The sequence below is a fragment of the Pseudoponticoccus marisrubri genome, assembly GCF_001482405.1.
GTDB classification, from domain to species: Bacteria; Pseudomonadota; Alphaproteobacteria; order Rhodobacterales; family Rhodobacteraceae; genus Pseudoponticoccus; species Pseudoponticoccus marisrubri.
On the sequence record NZ_LPXO01000001.1, the window covers coordinates 95,105 to 107,107 of the forward strand.

The window sequence follows — 12,003 nt, forward strand, 5'->3', positions numbered from 1 at the left end:
CAACGAAGGCACGAAAGAGGCCCGAGCAGTCATGTCCCGTTTCCCAGCCCTGCTCTGCGCAGCGGCGATCGTCGGCGCCTGTGGCGCGCGCGCTCCCATGCCGGACGCGCCGGCCAGCCGTGCCGCGTTCCAACCCGGTCCGCCGCCGCTCTCCGAGCCCACCGCCGACGGCACCTGCCGCGCGCGCGAGGCCACGCCGGCCGTCTACGAACATGTCATGGGCGAGGTGCAGGTCGTGCAGGCCGAGATCGCCGAGGACGGCACCGTGCTGCGCGCCCCGGTCTACCGCCGCGCGCCCGTGCCGCGCATCGTGCGCCCCCGCGGCGAATTCACCTTCGAGGCCCCCTGCCCCGAGGTGATGACGCAGGAATTCATCGCCTCGGTACAGCGCGCATTGGCGGCCCGCGGCTATTTCGCCGGCAACGTGAACGGGCAGCTCGACGCCCCCACCGCGACGGCCATCGGAAAGTACCAGACCGAGCGCGGGCTCGAGAGCGACCAGCTCAGCCTCGAGACGGCGCGCGCGCTGGGGCTGATCGCGGTGGAACTGCCCCAAGGCTGAGCGCCCGGGCACAAGGGAGACGGCCATGGCAGGGTCAGGCATCGGCATCATCGGCGGCACCGGCCAGCTTGGCCGGGCCATCGCCGCGTCCTGGCTCAACAGCGGCGCGGTCCAGCCCGAAGAGCTTTGGCTGGTCAATCGTAGCGGCACCGCGCCGGGCTTCGAACATTACCCCGAGATCAACGTCACCACCGACCGCGACGCCATGCTGGCCGCCTGCGACACGGTGCTGCTCTGCCTGCCGCCCGACGCCGCGCGCGGCATGAAGGCCATCGCCCCCGACCGGCTGGTCCTGTCGGTCATGGCGGGCATCGGGCGCGACGAGCTGACCAGGCTCTCTGCCAGCCCGCGCGTGGTGCGCGCCATGTCCAGCCCCGCCGCCGAGCGTCACCTTGCCTATTCGCCCTGGATCGCGACCGCTGCGGTGACCGAGGCGGACCGCGCCTGCGTGACCCGGCTACTCGGCGCCTGCGGCCTGACCGACGAGATCGAGGACGAGGACCAGATCGACCATTTCACCGCGATGACCGGGCCCGTGCCGGGCTTCGTCGCCTTCTTTGCCGCCGCCATGACCGATCACGCGATCCGCATGGGCATCGCCCCCGAGATCGCCGACCGTGCCATGCGCCAGCTCTTCCTCGGCAGCGGCCAGATGCTGTCCCGCGACACGCGCTCTGCGCAGGAGCACGTGGACGAGATGATCGCCTATGCCGGCACCACGGCCGAGGGGCTGCGCAGCCTTCAGGGCTCGCCCTTGGCCGAGGCACTCTCGACCGCGCTTGGCGCCGCTGCCGCCAAGGCCGCCCGGATCGGCCGGAACGAGGGCTGAACCCCTTACCTCCCGAAGAACCCCCGCAAACGAAAAAGGGCGACGCCGCAGCGCCGCCCCTCTCCGGTCCTGTCGAAACCGATCAGCCTTCGTCGAGGCTCAGCGCCACGAAGCGCGGGTCGCCACCACGGCGCACCAGCAGCAGCAGCGACTTGCGGCCCTCCTCACGCGCCTCGGCCACGCGGGTCTCGAGATCCTCGACACTGCGCACCGGGCTCTGGCCCGCCTCGGTGATCACGTCACCGGCGCGCATACCCTTCTCATAGGCTTCCGAGACCGGGTCCACATCCATCACGGCAAGGCCTTCCATGCCCTCGGGCAGGTCCAGCTCGCCGCGGATCTCGTCGGTCAGCGGGTTCAGGGTCAGCCCGAGCTGGTCGAACTGCGAGGGCGCGTCCTCGGGGCCGGTGGCGGCGGCCGGCACGGCGGTCTCGTTCTCTTCGCGACGGCCCAGCGTCACGCGCAGCGTCTCGCGCGTGCCGTCCCGGTTGACCACGACGCGCACGGTCTTGCCCACGGGCGCATTGCCCACGATGCGCACCAGCTGGCGCGTGTCCTCGACCGCGACGCCGTCAAAGCTGACGATCACGTCACCCGCCAGCATGCCGGCATCCTTGGCCGGACCATCCGGCACGTCCGAGACCAGCGCGCCCTCGGCGGAGTCGAGCCCCAGCGCCTCGGCCACGTCATCGGTCACGTCCTGGATGCGCACGCCCAGCCAGCCGCGGCGAGTCTCGCCGAATTCCTTCAGCTGGTCGACCACCTTGGTCACGACATTGGACGCCATCGAGAAGCCGATGCCGATCGAGCCGCCATTGGGCGACAGGATCGCGGTGTTCACGCCGATCACCTCGCCGTTCATGTTGAACAGCGGGCCGCCCGAGTTGCCGCGGTTGATCGCCGCGTCGGTCTGGATGTAGTCGTCATAGGTGCCCGAGAGCGCCCGGTTACGGGCCGAGACGATACCGGCCGAGACCGAGAAGCCCTGCCCCAGCGGGTTGCCCATGGCCATCACCCAGTCGCCCACGCGGGCGGTGTCGCTGTCGCCGAAGGGCACGAAGGCCAGCGGCTCGTCCGCATCGACCTTGAGCAGCGCGATATCGGTGTTGGGATCGGTGCCCACCAGCTCGGCCGGCAGCTCGAAGCCCTCGAAGAACTCGACCAGGATCTCGTCGGCGCCCTCGATCACGTGGTTGTTGGTGACCACGTAGCCATCCTCGGAGATCACGAAGCCCGAGCCCAGCGCCGAGGAGCGGCGCGGACGGTTGGGCTGGCCGCGATCCTGGAATTCACGGAAGAAATCCTCGAAGGGCGAGCCTTCGGGAACGATGCCGCGCGGCCCGCCCCGGCCGGCGACGGTGGTCGAGGTGGTGATGTTCACCACCGAGGGGCTGATGCGCTCGGCCAGCTCGGCAAAGCTCTCCGGCGCGCCGCGCGCCTGCGCCATCAGCGATTGCGATACGATCAGGACCATGGACAACGTCGTCAGCCAGAAAAGGCGCAACGGCGAAGCCTGATCCCGTGTCAGAGCGAGGGATTGCGGTTTCAATTGGATCTCCTTGTCTCTGCCAGCCAGCAGCCCGAAATGCGGGCTGCCGCCTGCCTCCTGCTGTCTGTCAGTGTGTCAAACATAGGTGCGCGCGCGCAACACCAAAGGCGGCAATTCTGCTTCTCACGGGACCGTGACTGGATTGACCGGAACTTTCTTGAACCGTGCGCGGCTGTCCGCCGACACCGCCAGCGGCGCCGTCCGATTCCGAGTATTTTCGGAAAGATGAAAGGCTGGTCGCACCCTCACTTTCATCTTTCCACAAATACTCAATGCTCTCTTGCCGCCTGAGAAAGGCGCGGGGCACGGCGCGCGACCGCCCCGCTCGCCGGTTCCCACGGTTCTGGCCAGCTCACGCCTTGGCGAACCAATGCAGGATCAGCCCGGTGACCAATGTGAGCAGGCCGAGATTGCGACGCATCTCGATGGGCATGGCGCGAAGCGCCTCGAGCAGGCGCTCCACAAGCGAAGGGGCCAGTGCATAGACCAGCCCCTCGATGACGAGGACCAATGCAATCCCCGTCAGTATCTCCGACCCGGTCAATTGTCCGCGGGCGCGGTGTCGTCGGCGTCGGGCGTCGTGGCGTCCTGATCCACCGTGTCAGCGCCGGGATCGGTCGCCTCGGGGGCGGGCTCGATCACCGCGTCGGGCACGGTATCCTCGGGCGCCGTCACCTCGGCCTCGGTCTCCTGCGCCGATTGCGCATCGGGCAGGTCCACCGGCGGCAGCTGGCCGGCGGCGACATTGCCGGCGAAGGTGCCCTCGGGCGCGGTCTCGGACTTGAAGTACTCGAAGAACTGGCTGTCCGGCGTCATCACCATGGTCGAGTTGCCGCCGCGGAGCGATTGCTCGTAGGCTTGCAGCGACCGGTAGAAGGCGAAGAACTCCGGATCCGCCCCGTAGGCGCGCGCGAAGATGTTGTTGCGCTCGGCATCGGCCTCGCCTCGGATCACGTTGGCTTCGCGGTCGGCCTCGGAGAGGGTCTCGACCACGGTCCGGTCGGCCAGGGCGCGCACCCGCTGGGCGGCCTCGTTACCGCGGGCGATCTCGTCGGCGGCCTCGCGTTCACGCTCGGCCCGCATCCGGGCAAAGGTCGCCTCGAGGTTCTGGGCCGGCAGGTTGGTCTGTTTCAGCCGCACGTCGACCACGTCGAGCCCCAGCGACTGGGCCTCTTCGCGGGCGCTGTCGCGGATGCGGATCATCAGGTCGCGGCGATCCTCCGACAGGATGCGGTCCGAGGTCACCTGGTCGGCACCCAGCACTTCGCGGATCTGGGCGTTCAGGATGCCCGAGAGCCGGTCCTCGGCGACGCGGATGCCACCCACGCCCACGGCCTGCCGGAACTGCACCACGTCGGCGATGCGGTAGCGGGCGAAGGCGTCGACCACCAGGCGGCGGTCATCGGAGGGCGTGACCTCGATGGTCTCGGTGTCCAGCGACAGGATGCGGTCGTCGTAGCGGACCACTTCCTGGATGAGCGGGATCTTGAAGGCGAGCCCGGGCTCTTCCTCGACGGCCCGGATCTGGCCGAATTGCAGCACCAGCGCCTTCTCGCGCTCGTCCACGACGAAGATCGAGGAGAGCAGCACGACGATGGCCACCACGAAGACCGGCAGAAGGTAAGTCGTCTTGCGCATATCAGTTGTCTCCCGTGCGCCGCAGTTCGTTCAGCGGCAGGTATGGCACGACGCCGCCCTGTCCGCCGCTCGACAGCGACTGGTCGAGGATCATCTTGTCGACATCGCCCAGCACGTTCTCCATCGTCTCGAGGTAGAGACGGCGGCGTGTCACTTCGGGGGCCAGCGCGTATTCGGTCTGGACCGAGGTGAAGCGGGCGGCCTCACCCAGCGCCTCGTTGACCACCTGGGCGCGGTAGCCCTCGGCCTCTTCCAGCGTCTGCGCGGCCTGACCGCGGGCCTCGGCCACGACGCGGTTGGCATAGGCGTCGGCCTGGCGTTCCAGCCGGTCACGCTCCTGCTCGGCGGCCTGCACCTCGCGGAAGGCGTCGATCACCTCGCGCGGCGGGTCGGCCGTGTCGAGGTTGATCCGCACCACGCGGATGCCGCTTTCATACTCGTCCAGCGTCGCCTGGATCTGCTCGCGCGCGCTGTCGGCGATCACGCCACGGTCGCGGTTGAGGATCGGGGCGAGGTTCGAGGCGGCGATGATCTCGCGCATCACCGATTCCGAGACCGCCTGGACGGTCAGCTGCGGGTCGCGCACGTTGAACAGCAGCCGCGCCGGGTCGGCGATGTTCCAGACCACCTGGAACTCGATATCCACGATATTGGCGTCGGTGGTCAGCATCAGCCCGTCGCCGGTCGTGCCGCGCCCGGTGCCGATGGTCTCGGTCCGCTCCGAGGTCACGTTGACCACCTCGTAGGTGACGAAGGGCCATGGCGCGAAGTTCAGACCCGGGCTGCCGGTCGAGGAATACTCGCCCAGGAACAGCTCCACCGACTGCTCTTCGGGGCGCACCGTGTAGAAGCTGCTGAAGGCCCAGAGCGCCACGAGGCCGAGCGCCCCCAGCACCACGGTGCCCCGGGTGAAGCCCGGGCCGCCCGATCCGCCGCCGCTGCCATTGTTCATGCCGCCGCCATTGCCGCGGCCACCCATGAGCACGCGCAGGCGTTCCTGGCCCTTCTTCATCAACTCGTCGATTTCGGGGATCTGGTTGTCCTCCGGCCGGCGTCCGCCACCGCCGCCGCCCTGCGGGCCGCGGCCGTCACCATTGCCGCCGTTGTTGCTGCCACCGCCGCCCCCCCAGGGGCCGCCGCTGTGTCCTGCCATGAAGTCGGTTCCTTCCTTGGTCTTCCTCTGTCAAGGCCTCGCAGCCTTACCTGTGCGCCTCCGCGCCGAAATCAAGCCGTCCGGGCGGGTTTGCGCATCGTCACGATCTCTTCCGACATGGTCGGATGCACCGCCACGGTGCGGTCGAAATCCTCCTTGGTCGCGCCCATCTTGACCGCGATGCCGACCATCTGGATCAGCTCGCCGGCATGGGGCGCGACGATATGACAACCCAGGATCCGGCGGCTTTCCTTCGACACGATCAGCTTGAACAGCACCCGGTCGGGGTGATCGGCGAAGGCGGTGTTCATCGGCCGGAACGAGGCGCAGTAGACCTCGATCTCTTCCTGCTCGGCGGCGGCCTCCTCGGTCATGCCGATGGTGCCCAGCTCGGGCTGGGTGAAGACGGCCGAGGGGATCAGCTCGTGATCGACCGGGGTGGGGTTGCCGTGGAACACGGTCTCGACAAAGGCCATGCCCTCGCGGATCGCCACCGGTGTCAGGTTCACCCGGTCGGTCACGTCGCCGATGGCGTAGATCGAGGGGACCGAGCTCTGGCTGTATTCGTCCACCGCGATCTCGCCCTTGCGGCCGAGTTTCACGCCGGCCTCCTCGAGGCCCATATCCTCGGTATTGGGCGTGCGGCCGGTGGCGAAGAGCACCGCGTCGAAGACCCGTTCGGTGCCGTTCGTCGCCTTGACGCGGATCGGGCGGTCGATCTCCTCGACCGCGTCGACGCTGTCATTGCCGCCGTATTGCGTGGCCTCGACCGGCGGTGTCAGCCCTTCGTCATAGCCGTCATCGCAGGCCATCTCGACGATGTCGGTGCCGATATGCAGGTCGACCCCGCGCTGCTGCATCGCTTCGGCGATCAGGCCGCGGGCTTCCTCGTCAAAGCCCCGCAGCACCTGCGCGCCGCGATAGTACTGGGTGACCTCGACGCCCAGACCCGCAAGGATGCAGGCGAATTCGCAGGCAATGTAGCCGCCGCCGATGATCAGCACCGATTTGGGCAGGTCTTCCAGCAGGAAGATGTCGTCCGAGACCATGCCCAGATGCGCGTTGGGCAGGTCGGGGCGCACCGGGCGCCCGCCGGTGGCGATCAGGATGTGCTTGGCGGTCTTCACCTCGCCGGTGGACAGCTCGACCGTGTGGGCGTCCTTCAGCCGGGCGCGCGCGTCGAAGGTCTCGACCCCCGAGCCCGACAGCAGCTTGCGGTAGACGCCTTCCAGCCGGTCCAGCTCGCCCCGCAGATGGGTGTGGAAGGTGGGCCAGTCGAACTGGCCGTCCTCGATCTGCCAGCCATAGCCGCGCGCCTGCTCGGGCAGGTCGGCGAATTCGCTGGCGAAGACCATCAGCTTCTTGGGCACGCAGCCCCGGATCACGCAGGTGCCGCCGTACCGGTCCTCCTCGGCCAGTGCCACGCGGGCCCCGGCCTCGCCCGCGGCCACCCGTGCGGCGCGCACGCCGCCGGACCCGCCGCCGATGACAAAGAGATCGTAGTCGAACGCGCTCATGGCTCTTCCTCTGCTTGCCCGGGGCGAGGTATTTCACATGGTCACGGCGATGGCCAGACGCAAGCGGCGCGGGCGTCCCGGCCTGAGGCAGCCGGGGGTCACCGGCCCGAGACGGAGAAATGCTGGTAATCCTTGAGCGAGCGCCAGTCGCCGCCCCAGCCCCAGCCGCGGGCCTTGAAGGCGGTGATCATCGCATCGCCCGGCACCAGAACGCCCATCTGCCCCGCCGCGCGTTCCTCGGCGCTGTCATAGGCGGCGCCGGCCTCGGGCAGCGTCTTGGTGCGGGTCACGAAGGGGTTCTGCACCGGGTTGATGTCGATCGCCGTGCCGAAGGCATGATCGGACAGGCGCGATCCCGAGGTGGTCAGGCGGCAGTTGAAGGCGCTGGTATTGTTGGCCTGCATGGACAGGTCGTCCTTGCCGAAGAACATGTGCACCGGCTGCATGCGCGCGATGCGGAACCCGCCGGCGCGGGCCTCGGCAAAGATCTCCAGCACCTCCTCGGCATGGCTGGCGGCGACGATCATCTGCCCGCTCTGCGCGACCCCGGCGAAATCGGTATAGGGGATGTCCAGCAGGCGCAGCGCCTCGCGCGCGGGACAGTCCAGGTCGGCATGCCAGGACACGCCCTCCATCCGCGCCCACATCGCATCGGGGATCTCCGAGACGGTGCCGGTCTCGCCGGCCGGGGCAAGCCCGGGCCAGGCCAGGCAGAGAAACAGGAACGCGCGCATGACAGGGCCTCTCGGGCGGGATCGGGAGATCGGGACAGCCCCATCGGGCCGCGCCCCGCCCGCCCTGTCAAGCGCCGCGCGCGGATCGCCGCTCAGATGTCGCGGAAGAGGTTGTTATCCTCGACGAAGTCCAGCCGCTCCTCCGAGACCGTGCCTTCATTGATGTCGCGCGTCTCGACCCGTCCGTCGGAATAGCCGATCACCACCTGGTCGCAGATGTCGATGAAGAGCCCGTTCTCGACCACGCCGGGGATCTGGTTCAGCACCATGGCCAGTTGCCGCGGGTTGCCGATACGGCCGAGATGCAGGTCGAGAATGTGGTTGCCCTCGTCGGTGACATAGGGCCGCTCGCCGTTCATGCGCAGCGTGGCGCTGCGGCCCATCACGTCCATCGAGACCAGCGTCTCCTCGACCAGCGCCTGGCTGGTGGGCCAGCCGAAGGGGATCACCTCGACCGGCAGCGGGAAGGCGCCCAGCGTCTCGACCTCTTTGGCGGCATCGGCGATCACCACCATCTGGTCCGAGGCCGTGGCGACGATCTTCTCCTGCAGCAGCGCCCCGCCGCCGCCCTTGATCAGGCTGAGATTGGCGTCGAACTCGTCGGCCCCGTCGATGGTCAGGTCGAGCCAGCGCGCCTCGTCGAGCGAGATCACCTCGATGCCCACCTCGCGGGCGAGGTCGGCGGTGCGCGCCGAGGTCGGCACGCCGCGGAAGCGCAGCCCCTCCTCGCGCACCCGCTCGCCCAGGCAGCGCACCAGCCAGGCGGCGGTCGAGCCGGTGCCCAACCCCACCCGCATGCCCGATTCGACGAATTCCGCGGCGCGCTTGGCGGCCACGAACTTGGCCTTGTCGATGGGCGACAATTCTCCGGACATCGGCTTTCCCTCTTTGCCAGTTTGCGCCCTTATAGGCCGACAGCGCCCGGCGGTGCGAGGGCCAAATGCCGGGGTGGCGCGCGACGGCCGGATCCGGGCGGGGAAGATTTTTGCGAAAAATCTTGCAAATTTCTTGCAAGAAATTTGGGCGCCCGGTCGGACGGGTTCACCCGGGGCGGAAGTGTGGCGCGGGGGACCCGACCGCTCAGAGCGGCACCGGCTCGCCTGCCGCCTGCACCCGGCCCGTGGGCTGCCCCGTGGGCGAGCCGCCCGGCGGTTCGTCCGAGACGGCCAGCGTAGCGCCCGGCACCCGCTCGGCCAAGAGATCGGGCAGCACCACGACGAGGTTGCCGGCCTCGGACATCACGCCCAGCGAGATCGGGTTGGCATCCTGCGGGATCAGCCAGAGCTCCAGCACGCGGTCCTCGGGGATCGTACCCGAGACGTAATCCACCGCCATCGTGTGGGTCGGCGGGTCGATGCGCACCGCGAAGACAAGGTCACCCTGCGCCGGCTCCAGCTCGGCCCGGATCTCGGCCACGCCGGTCTCGAGCACGCCCGAGACGAAGACCGCCCAGGCCATGGCCGCGCCGGCCACCGCGCCGGCGAGATAGGGCAGCACCTGGCGCCAGAGCGGTGTCGGCGGCGGGCCGAAGGCTTCGGCCTCGATGCGGCGCAGCAGCGCGGGCGGCGGGGTCTCCTCGGCGATCTGGTCGGTGAAGGTGGTGAAATACTCGGTCCAGGCAGCGACATCCTGGCGCAGGTCCGGATCCTGCGCGAGCCGCGCCTCGAAATCCTGCCGCTCCGCGCCCTCGAGCAGGCCCAGCGCATATTCGGCCGCCGCCGCCTGCCAGCCCCCCGGCAGGCCCTCGTCGAGGTCGGTGTCGTCCTGATCGCTCATTGGCTCAGACACTCCCTCAGCTGCATCAGGCTGCGGCGCAGCCAGGTGCGGATCGTGTTCAGCTTGGCGCCGGCCGCCTCGGCGATCTCGGCATAGGTGTGCCCCTGCAGGTAGGCGCGGCGCACCATCTCGGCGCGGTCGGCGGGCAGTTCGCCGAGACAGGCCTGCAGCGCGCGCGCCTCGTCGCGCATCACGCTCTGGCTCTCGGGCCCGGGCTGCGGGTCGTAGAGCCGCTCGGCGATCTCGACCGGTTCGACCGCGACGCCGGCGGCGCGCGCCTTGCGCAGCCGGTCGATCGCGGCGTTGCGCGTGATGGTGATGAGCCATGTCATCGGCGAATACCCGTTCACTCGGTACTGCCCGGCCCGGTTCCAGATCCTGATATAGACCTCTTGCAGGACCTCCTCGGCCGGGCCTTGCTCCTTCAAGACACGCAGCGCGATGCCGAAGAGTTTCGCCGATGTGCGATCATAGAGGGTGCGAAAGGCTTTTCTGTCGCCCATGGCGACGCGGGCGATCAGCGCCTCGATCTCTTCCTGAGCTGACATGACCCGGCCGTTGTCCCGCTTCCCCTTGCCCCTCTCCGAGATATGTTGCACGTAACGCGAAGCATTCGAGCTCGGCAAGAGGACAAGGGCACCATGGCGGACGGCACGATCGATATCAACGCGAAACCGACCGAAGAGATCGATGTCCGTGAAGTGTTCGGGATCGATACCGACATGGTCGTGCACGGCTTTCCGGAACGCACGGAACGCGTGCCCGACCGCGACTCCACCTACAAGTTCGACCCCGACACCACGCTGGCGATCCTTGCAGGGTTCCGCAACAACCGCCGCGTGATGATCCAGGGCTATCACGGCACCGGCAAGTCGACCCATATCGAACAGGTCGCGGCGCGGCTGAACTGGCCCACGGTGCGCGTCAACCTCGACAGCCATATCAGCCGCATCGACCTGATCGGCAAGGACGCCATCAAGCTGCGCGACGGCAAGCAGGTGACCGAGTTCCAGGAAGGCATCCTGCCTTGGGCGCTGCGCAACCCCGCCGCCATCGTCTTCGACGAGTACGATGCGGGCCGTGCCGACGTGATGTTCGTGATCCAGCGCGTGCTGGAGGCCGATGGCAAGCTGACCCTGCTGGACCAGAACGAGGTCATCCACCCGCACAAGTATTTCCGCATCTTCGCCACCGCGAACACGGTGGGCCTTGGCGACACGACGGGGCTTTACCACGGCACCCAGCAGATCAACCAGGGCCAGATGGACCGCTGGTCGCTGGTGGCGACGCTGAATTACCTGTCGATCGACGCCGAGACCTCGATCGTCCTGTCCAAGGCGCCGCATTACAACACCGAGAAGGGCCGCAAGACCGTGCGCCAGATGGTCACCGTCGCCGATTTCACGCGTCGCGCCTTCATGAATGGCGAGCTGTCCACCGTGATGAGCCCGCGCACCGTGATCGCCTGGGCCCAGAACGCCGAGATCTTCCGCAACGTGGGCTACGCCTTCCGCGTCTCCTTCCTGAACAAGTGCGACGAGCTGGAGCGCCAGACCGTGGCCGAGTTCTACCAGCGCTGCTTCGACGAGGAACTGCCCGAAAGCGCGGCGAGCGTCAGCCTCGGCTGAGGCATCGATTCTTCGGATTGCTGATAAAGGCCGGCCGCTGCGCCGGCCTTTTTCGTGTCAGGGCGCCGGCATGGATGCGTGGCGAAAAGCGCGCCCCTGGCCCGCGCCCCGGGATCTGCGGGGCGGTCTGTGCGTTGCATCGACGCACATAACGGCAGATTTTTTCATTTTGCGTAACTGGCGGGCAGGACATTTCGTGTACTGTTTGATTCATGGGCATCTTGAGAACGATACGCCTGCTGAGCCTCTCCCTGATCCTCACCGCCTCGTCCGCGGCGGCGATGCCGGAGAAGACGACCGATCTCGCACAGGCCTTCGCCTCCTGCCTCGGCCGCTTCAGCGCCTTGCAGGAACATCGCTGGATGACCGGCGAAAGCGATGCGCAGGCGGCGGCACGGCGCGCCCGGTTCCGGGAGCTTCTGGAGGCGGTCCGCGCCGATGCGGCGCAAGGCGGGCTGAGCGGGGCCGCGCTGATCAACACCCAGCTGGGGGCCAAGATGGCACAGGCCCGGCTGCTCTATGCTGCCACCTATGACGCAGATGAACGGATGCGCCGCAGGGCGGCGGCCATGGCGCGGCGGCAGCTGGGCGCCTGCGAGACGCTGGTCTTCGGCTAG

At 68.3% G+C, this 12,003-nt stretch carries 13 protein-coding genes; 4 read left to right on the forward strand and 9 right to left on the reverse strand.

Annotated features, from left to right (window positions below):
- The first annotated feature begins 31 nt into the window (after nucleotides 1–31).
- The gene (locus AVJ23_RS00475) at nucleotides 32–562 is read left to right on the forward strand and encodes a peptidoglycan-binding domain-containing protein (RefSeq protein ID WP_058860196.1); all 531 of its coding nucleotides are present in this window, start codon (nucleotides 32–34) and stop codon (nucleotides 560–562) included.
- Nucleotides 563–587: 25 nt separating this feature from the next.
- Complete coding sequence (locus AVJ23_RS00480; RefSeq protein ID WP_058860197.1) at nucleotides 588–1,391, forward strand: pyrroline-5-carboxylate reductase family protein; 804 nt, start codon at nucleotides 588–590, stop codon at nucleotides 1,389–1,391.
- Between the two features lie 82 nt (nucleotides 1,392–1,473).
- Here the strand turns inward: AVJ23_RS00480 and AVJ23_RS00485 are convergent, their stop codons facing one another.
- From AVJ23_RS00485 to AVJ23_RS00525, 9 genes are all read right to left on the reverse strand, one after another.
- Nucleotides 1,474–2,865, reverse strand: coding sequence for a DegQ family serine endoprotease (locus tag AVJ23_RS00485; protein ID WP_437176743.1), 1,392 nt, complete (start codon nucleotides 2,863–2,865; stop codon nucleotides 1,474–1,476).
- A 427-nt stretch (nucleotides 2,866–3,292) separates the two neighbouring features.
- Entirely contained in the window at nucleotides 3,293–3,484 is a 192-nt protein-coding gene (locus AVJ23_RS00490; protein ID WP_058860198.1) for a DUF2065 domain-containing protein, read from the reverse strand.
- Nucleotides 3,481–4,578, reverse strand: coding sequence for a protease modulator HflC (hflC, locus tag AVJ23_RS00495; protein WP_058860199.1), 1,098 nt, complete (start codon nucleotides 4,576–4,578; stop codon nucleotides 3,481–3,483). Before hflC ends, AVJ23_RS00490 begins: the two co-directional genes overlap by 4 nt.
- A 1-nt stretch (nucleotide 4,579) precedes the next feature.
- Nucleotides 4,580–5,731 (reverse strand): FtsH protease activity modulator HflK, encoded by a 1,152-nt coding sequence (hflK, locus tag AVJ23_RS00500; protein ID WP_058860200.1) that lies wholly within the window; start codon nucleotides 5,729–5,731, stop codon nucleotides 4,580–4,582.
- Nucleotides 5,732–5,802: 71 nt separating this feature from the next.
- The gene (locus AVJ23_RS00505) at nucleotides 5,803–7,248 is read right to left on the reverse strand and encodes an FAD-dependent oxidoreductase (protein WP_058860201.1); all 1,446 of its coding nucleotides are present in this window, start codon (nucleotides 7,246–7,248) and stop codon (nucleotides 5,803–5,805) included.
- Nucleotides 7,249–7,346: 98 nt separating this feature from the next.
- Nucleotides 7,347–7,982, reverse strand: coding sequence for a M15 family metallopeptidase (locus AVJ23_RS00510; RefSeq protein WP_058860202.1), 636 nt, complete (start codon nucleotides 7,980–7,982; stop codon nucleotides 7,347–7,349).
- 92 nt (nucleotides 7,983–8,074) lie between these two features.
- Nucleotides 8,075–8,857 (reverse strand): ribose-5-phosphate isomerase RpiA, encoded by a 783-nt coding sequence (rpiA, locus tag AVJ23_RS00515; RefSeq protein ID WP_058860203.1) that lies wholly within the window; start codon nucleotides 8,855–8,857, stop codon nucleotides 8,075–8,077.
- Nucleotides 8,858–9,062: 205 nt separating this feature from the next.
- Nucleotides 9,063–9,758, reverse strand: a complete 696-nt coding sequence (locus tag AVJ23_RS00520; protein ID WP_058860204.1) for an anti-sigma factor — start codon at nucleotides 9,756–9,758, stop codon at nucleotides 9,063–9,065.
- Nucleotides 9,755–10,306: a sigma-70 family RNA polymerase sigma factor gene (locus AVJ23_RS00525; protein ID WP_058860205.1), complete on the reverse strand. Its 552-nt coding sequence runs from the start codon at nucleotides 10,304–10,306 to the stop codon at nucleotides 9,755–9,757. Before AVJ23_RS00525 ends, AVJ23_RS00520 begins: the two co-directional genes overlap by 4 nt.
- A gap of 93 nt (nucleotides 10,307–10,399) precedes the next feature.
- Here AVJ23_RS00525 and cobS point away from each other — a divergent pair, with 93 nt between their 5' ends.
- Both cobS and AVJ23_RS00535 read left to right on the forward strand, forming a co-directional pair.
- Nucleotides 10,400–11,386, forward strand: coding sequence for a cobaltochelatase subunit CobS (cobS, locus tag AVJ23_RS00530; protein ID WP_058860206.1), 987 nt, complete (start codon nucleotides 10,400–10,402; stop codon nucleotides 11,384–11,386).
- Between the two features lie 212 nt (nucleotides 11,387–11,598).
- On the forward strand, nucleotides 11,599–12,003 hold the full coding sequence (locus AVJ23_RS00535) for a hypothetical protein (RefSeq protein ID WP_058860207.1): 405 nt from the start codon (nucleotides 11,599–11,601) through the stop codon (nucleotides 12,001–12,003).

Excerpts from the sequence above, each read along its gene's own strand:
- hflK (WP_058860200.1), bottom strand. The coding sequence starts at position 5,731 with ATGGCAGGACACAGCGGCGGCCCCTGGGGGGGCGGCGGTGGCAGCAAC.
- AVJ23_RS00535 (WP_058860207.1), top strand. The coding sequence starts at position 11,599 with ATGGGCATCTTGAGAACGATACGCCTGCTGAGCCTCTCCCTGATCCTC.
- AVJ23_RS00485 (WP_437176743.1), bottom strand. The coding sequence starts at position 2,865 with ATGGTCCTGATCGTATCGCAATCGCTGATGGCGCAGGCGCGCGGCGCG.
- hflC (WP_058860199.1), bottom strand. The coding sequence starts at position 4,578 with ATGCGCAAGACGACTTACCTTCTGCCGGTCTTCGTGGTGGCCATCGTC.
- AVJ23_RS00475 (WP_058860196.1), top strand. The coding sequence starts at position 32 with ATGTCCCGTTTCCCAGCCCTGCTCTGCGCAGCGGCGATCGTCGGCGCC.
- cobS (WP_058860206.1), top strand. The coding sequence starts at position 10,400 with ATGGCGGACGGCACGATCGATATCAACGCGAAACCGACCGAAGAGATC.
- AVJ23_RS00525 (WP_058860205.1), bottom strand. The coding sequence starts at position 10,306 with ATGTCAGCTCAGGAAGAGATCGAGGCGCTGATCGCCCGCGTCGCCATG.
- AVJ23_RS00520 (WP_058860204.1), bottom strand. The coding sequence starts at position 9,758 with ATGAGCGATCAGGACGACACCGACCTCGACGAGGGCCTGCCGGGGGGC.
- AVJ23_RS00480 (WP_058860197.1), top strand. The coding sequence starts at position 588 with ATGGCAGGGTCAGGCATCGGCATCATCGGCGGCACCGGCCAGCTTGGC.
- AVJ23_RS00505 (WP_058860201.1), bottom strand. The coding sequence starts at position 7,248 with ATGAGCGCGTTCGACTACGATCTCTTTGTCATCGGCGGCGGGTCCGGC.
- rpiA (WP_058860203.1), bottom strand. The coding sequence starts at position 8,857 with ATGTCCGGAGAATTGTCGCCCATCGACAAGGCCAAGTTCGTGGCCGCC.
- AVJ23_RS00510 (WP_058860202.1), bottom strand. The coding sequence starts at position 7,982 with ATGCGCGCGTTCCTGTTTCTCTGCCTGGCCTGGCCCGGGCTTGCCCCG.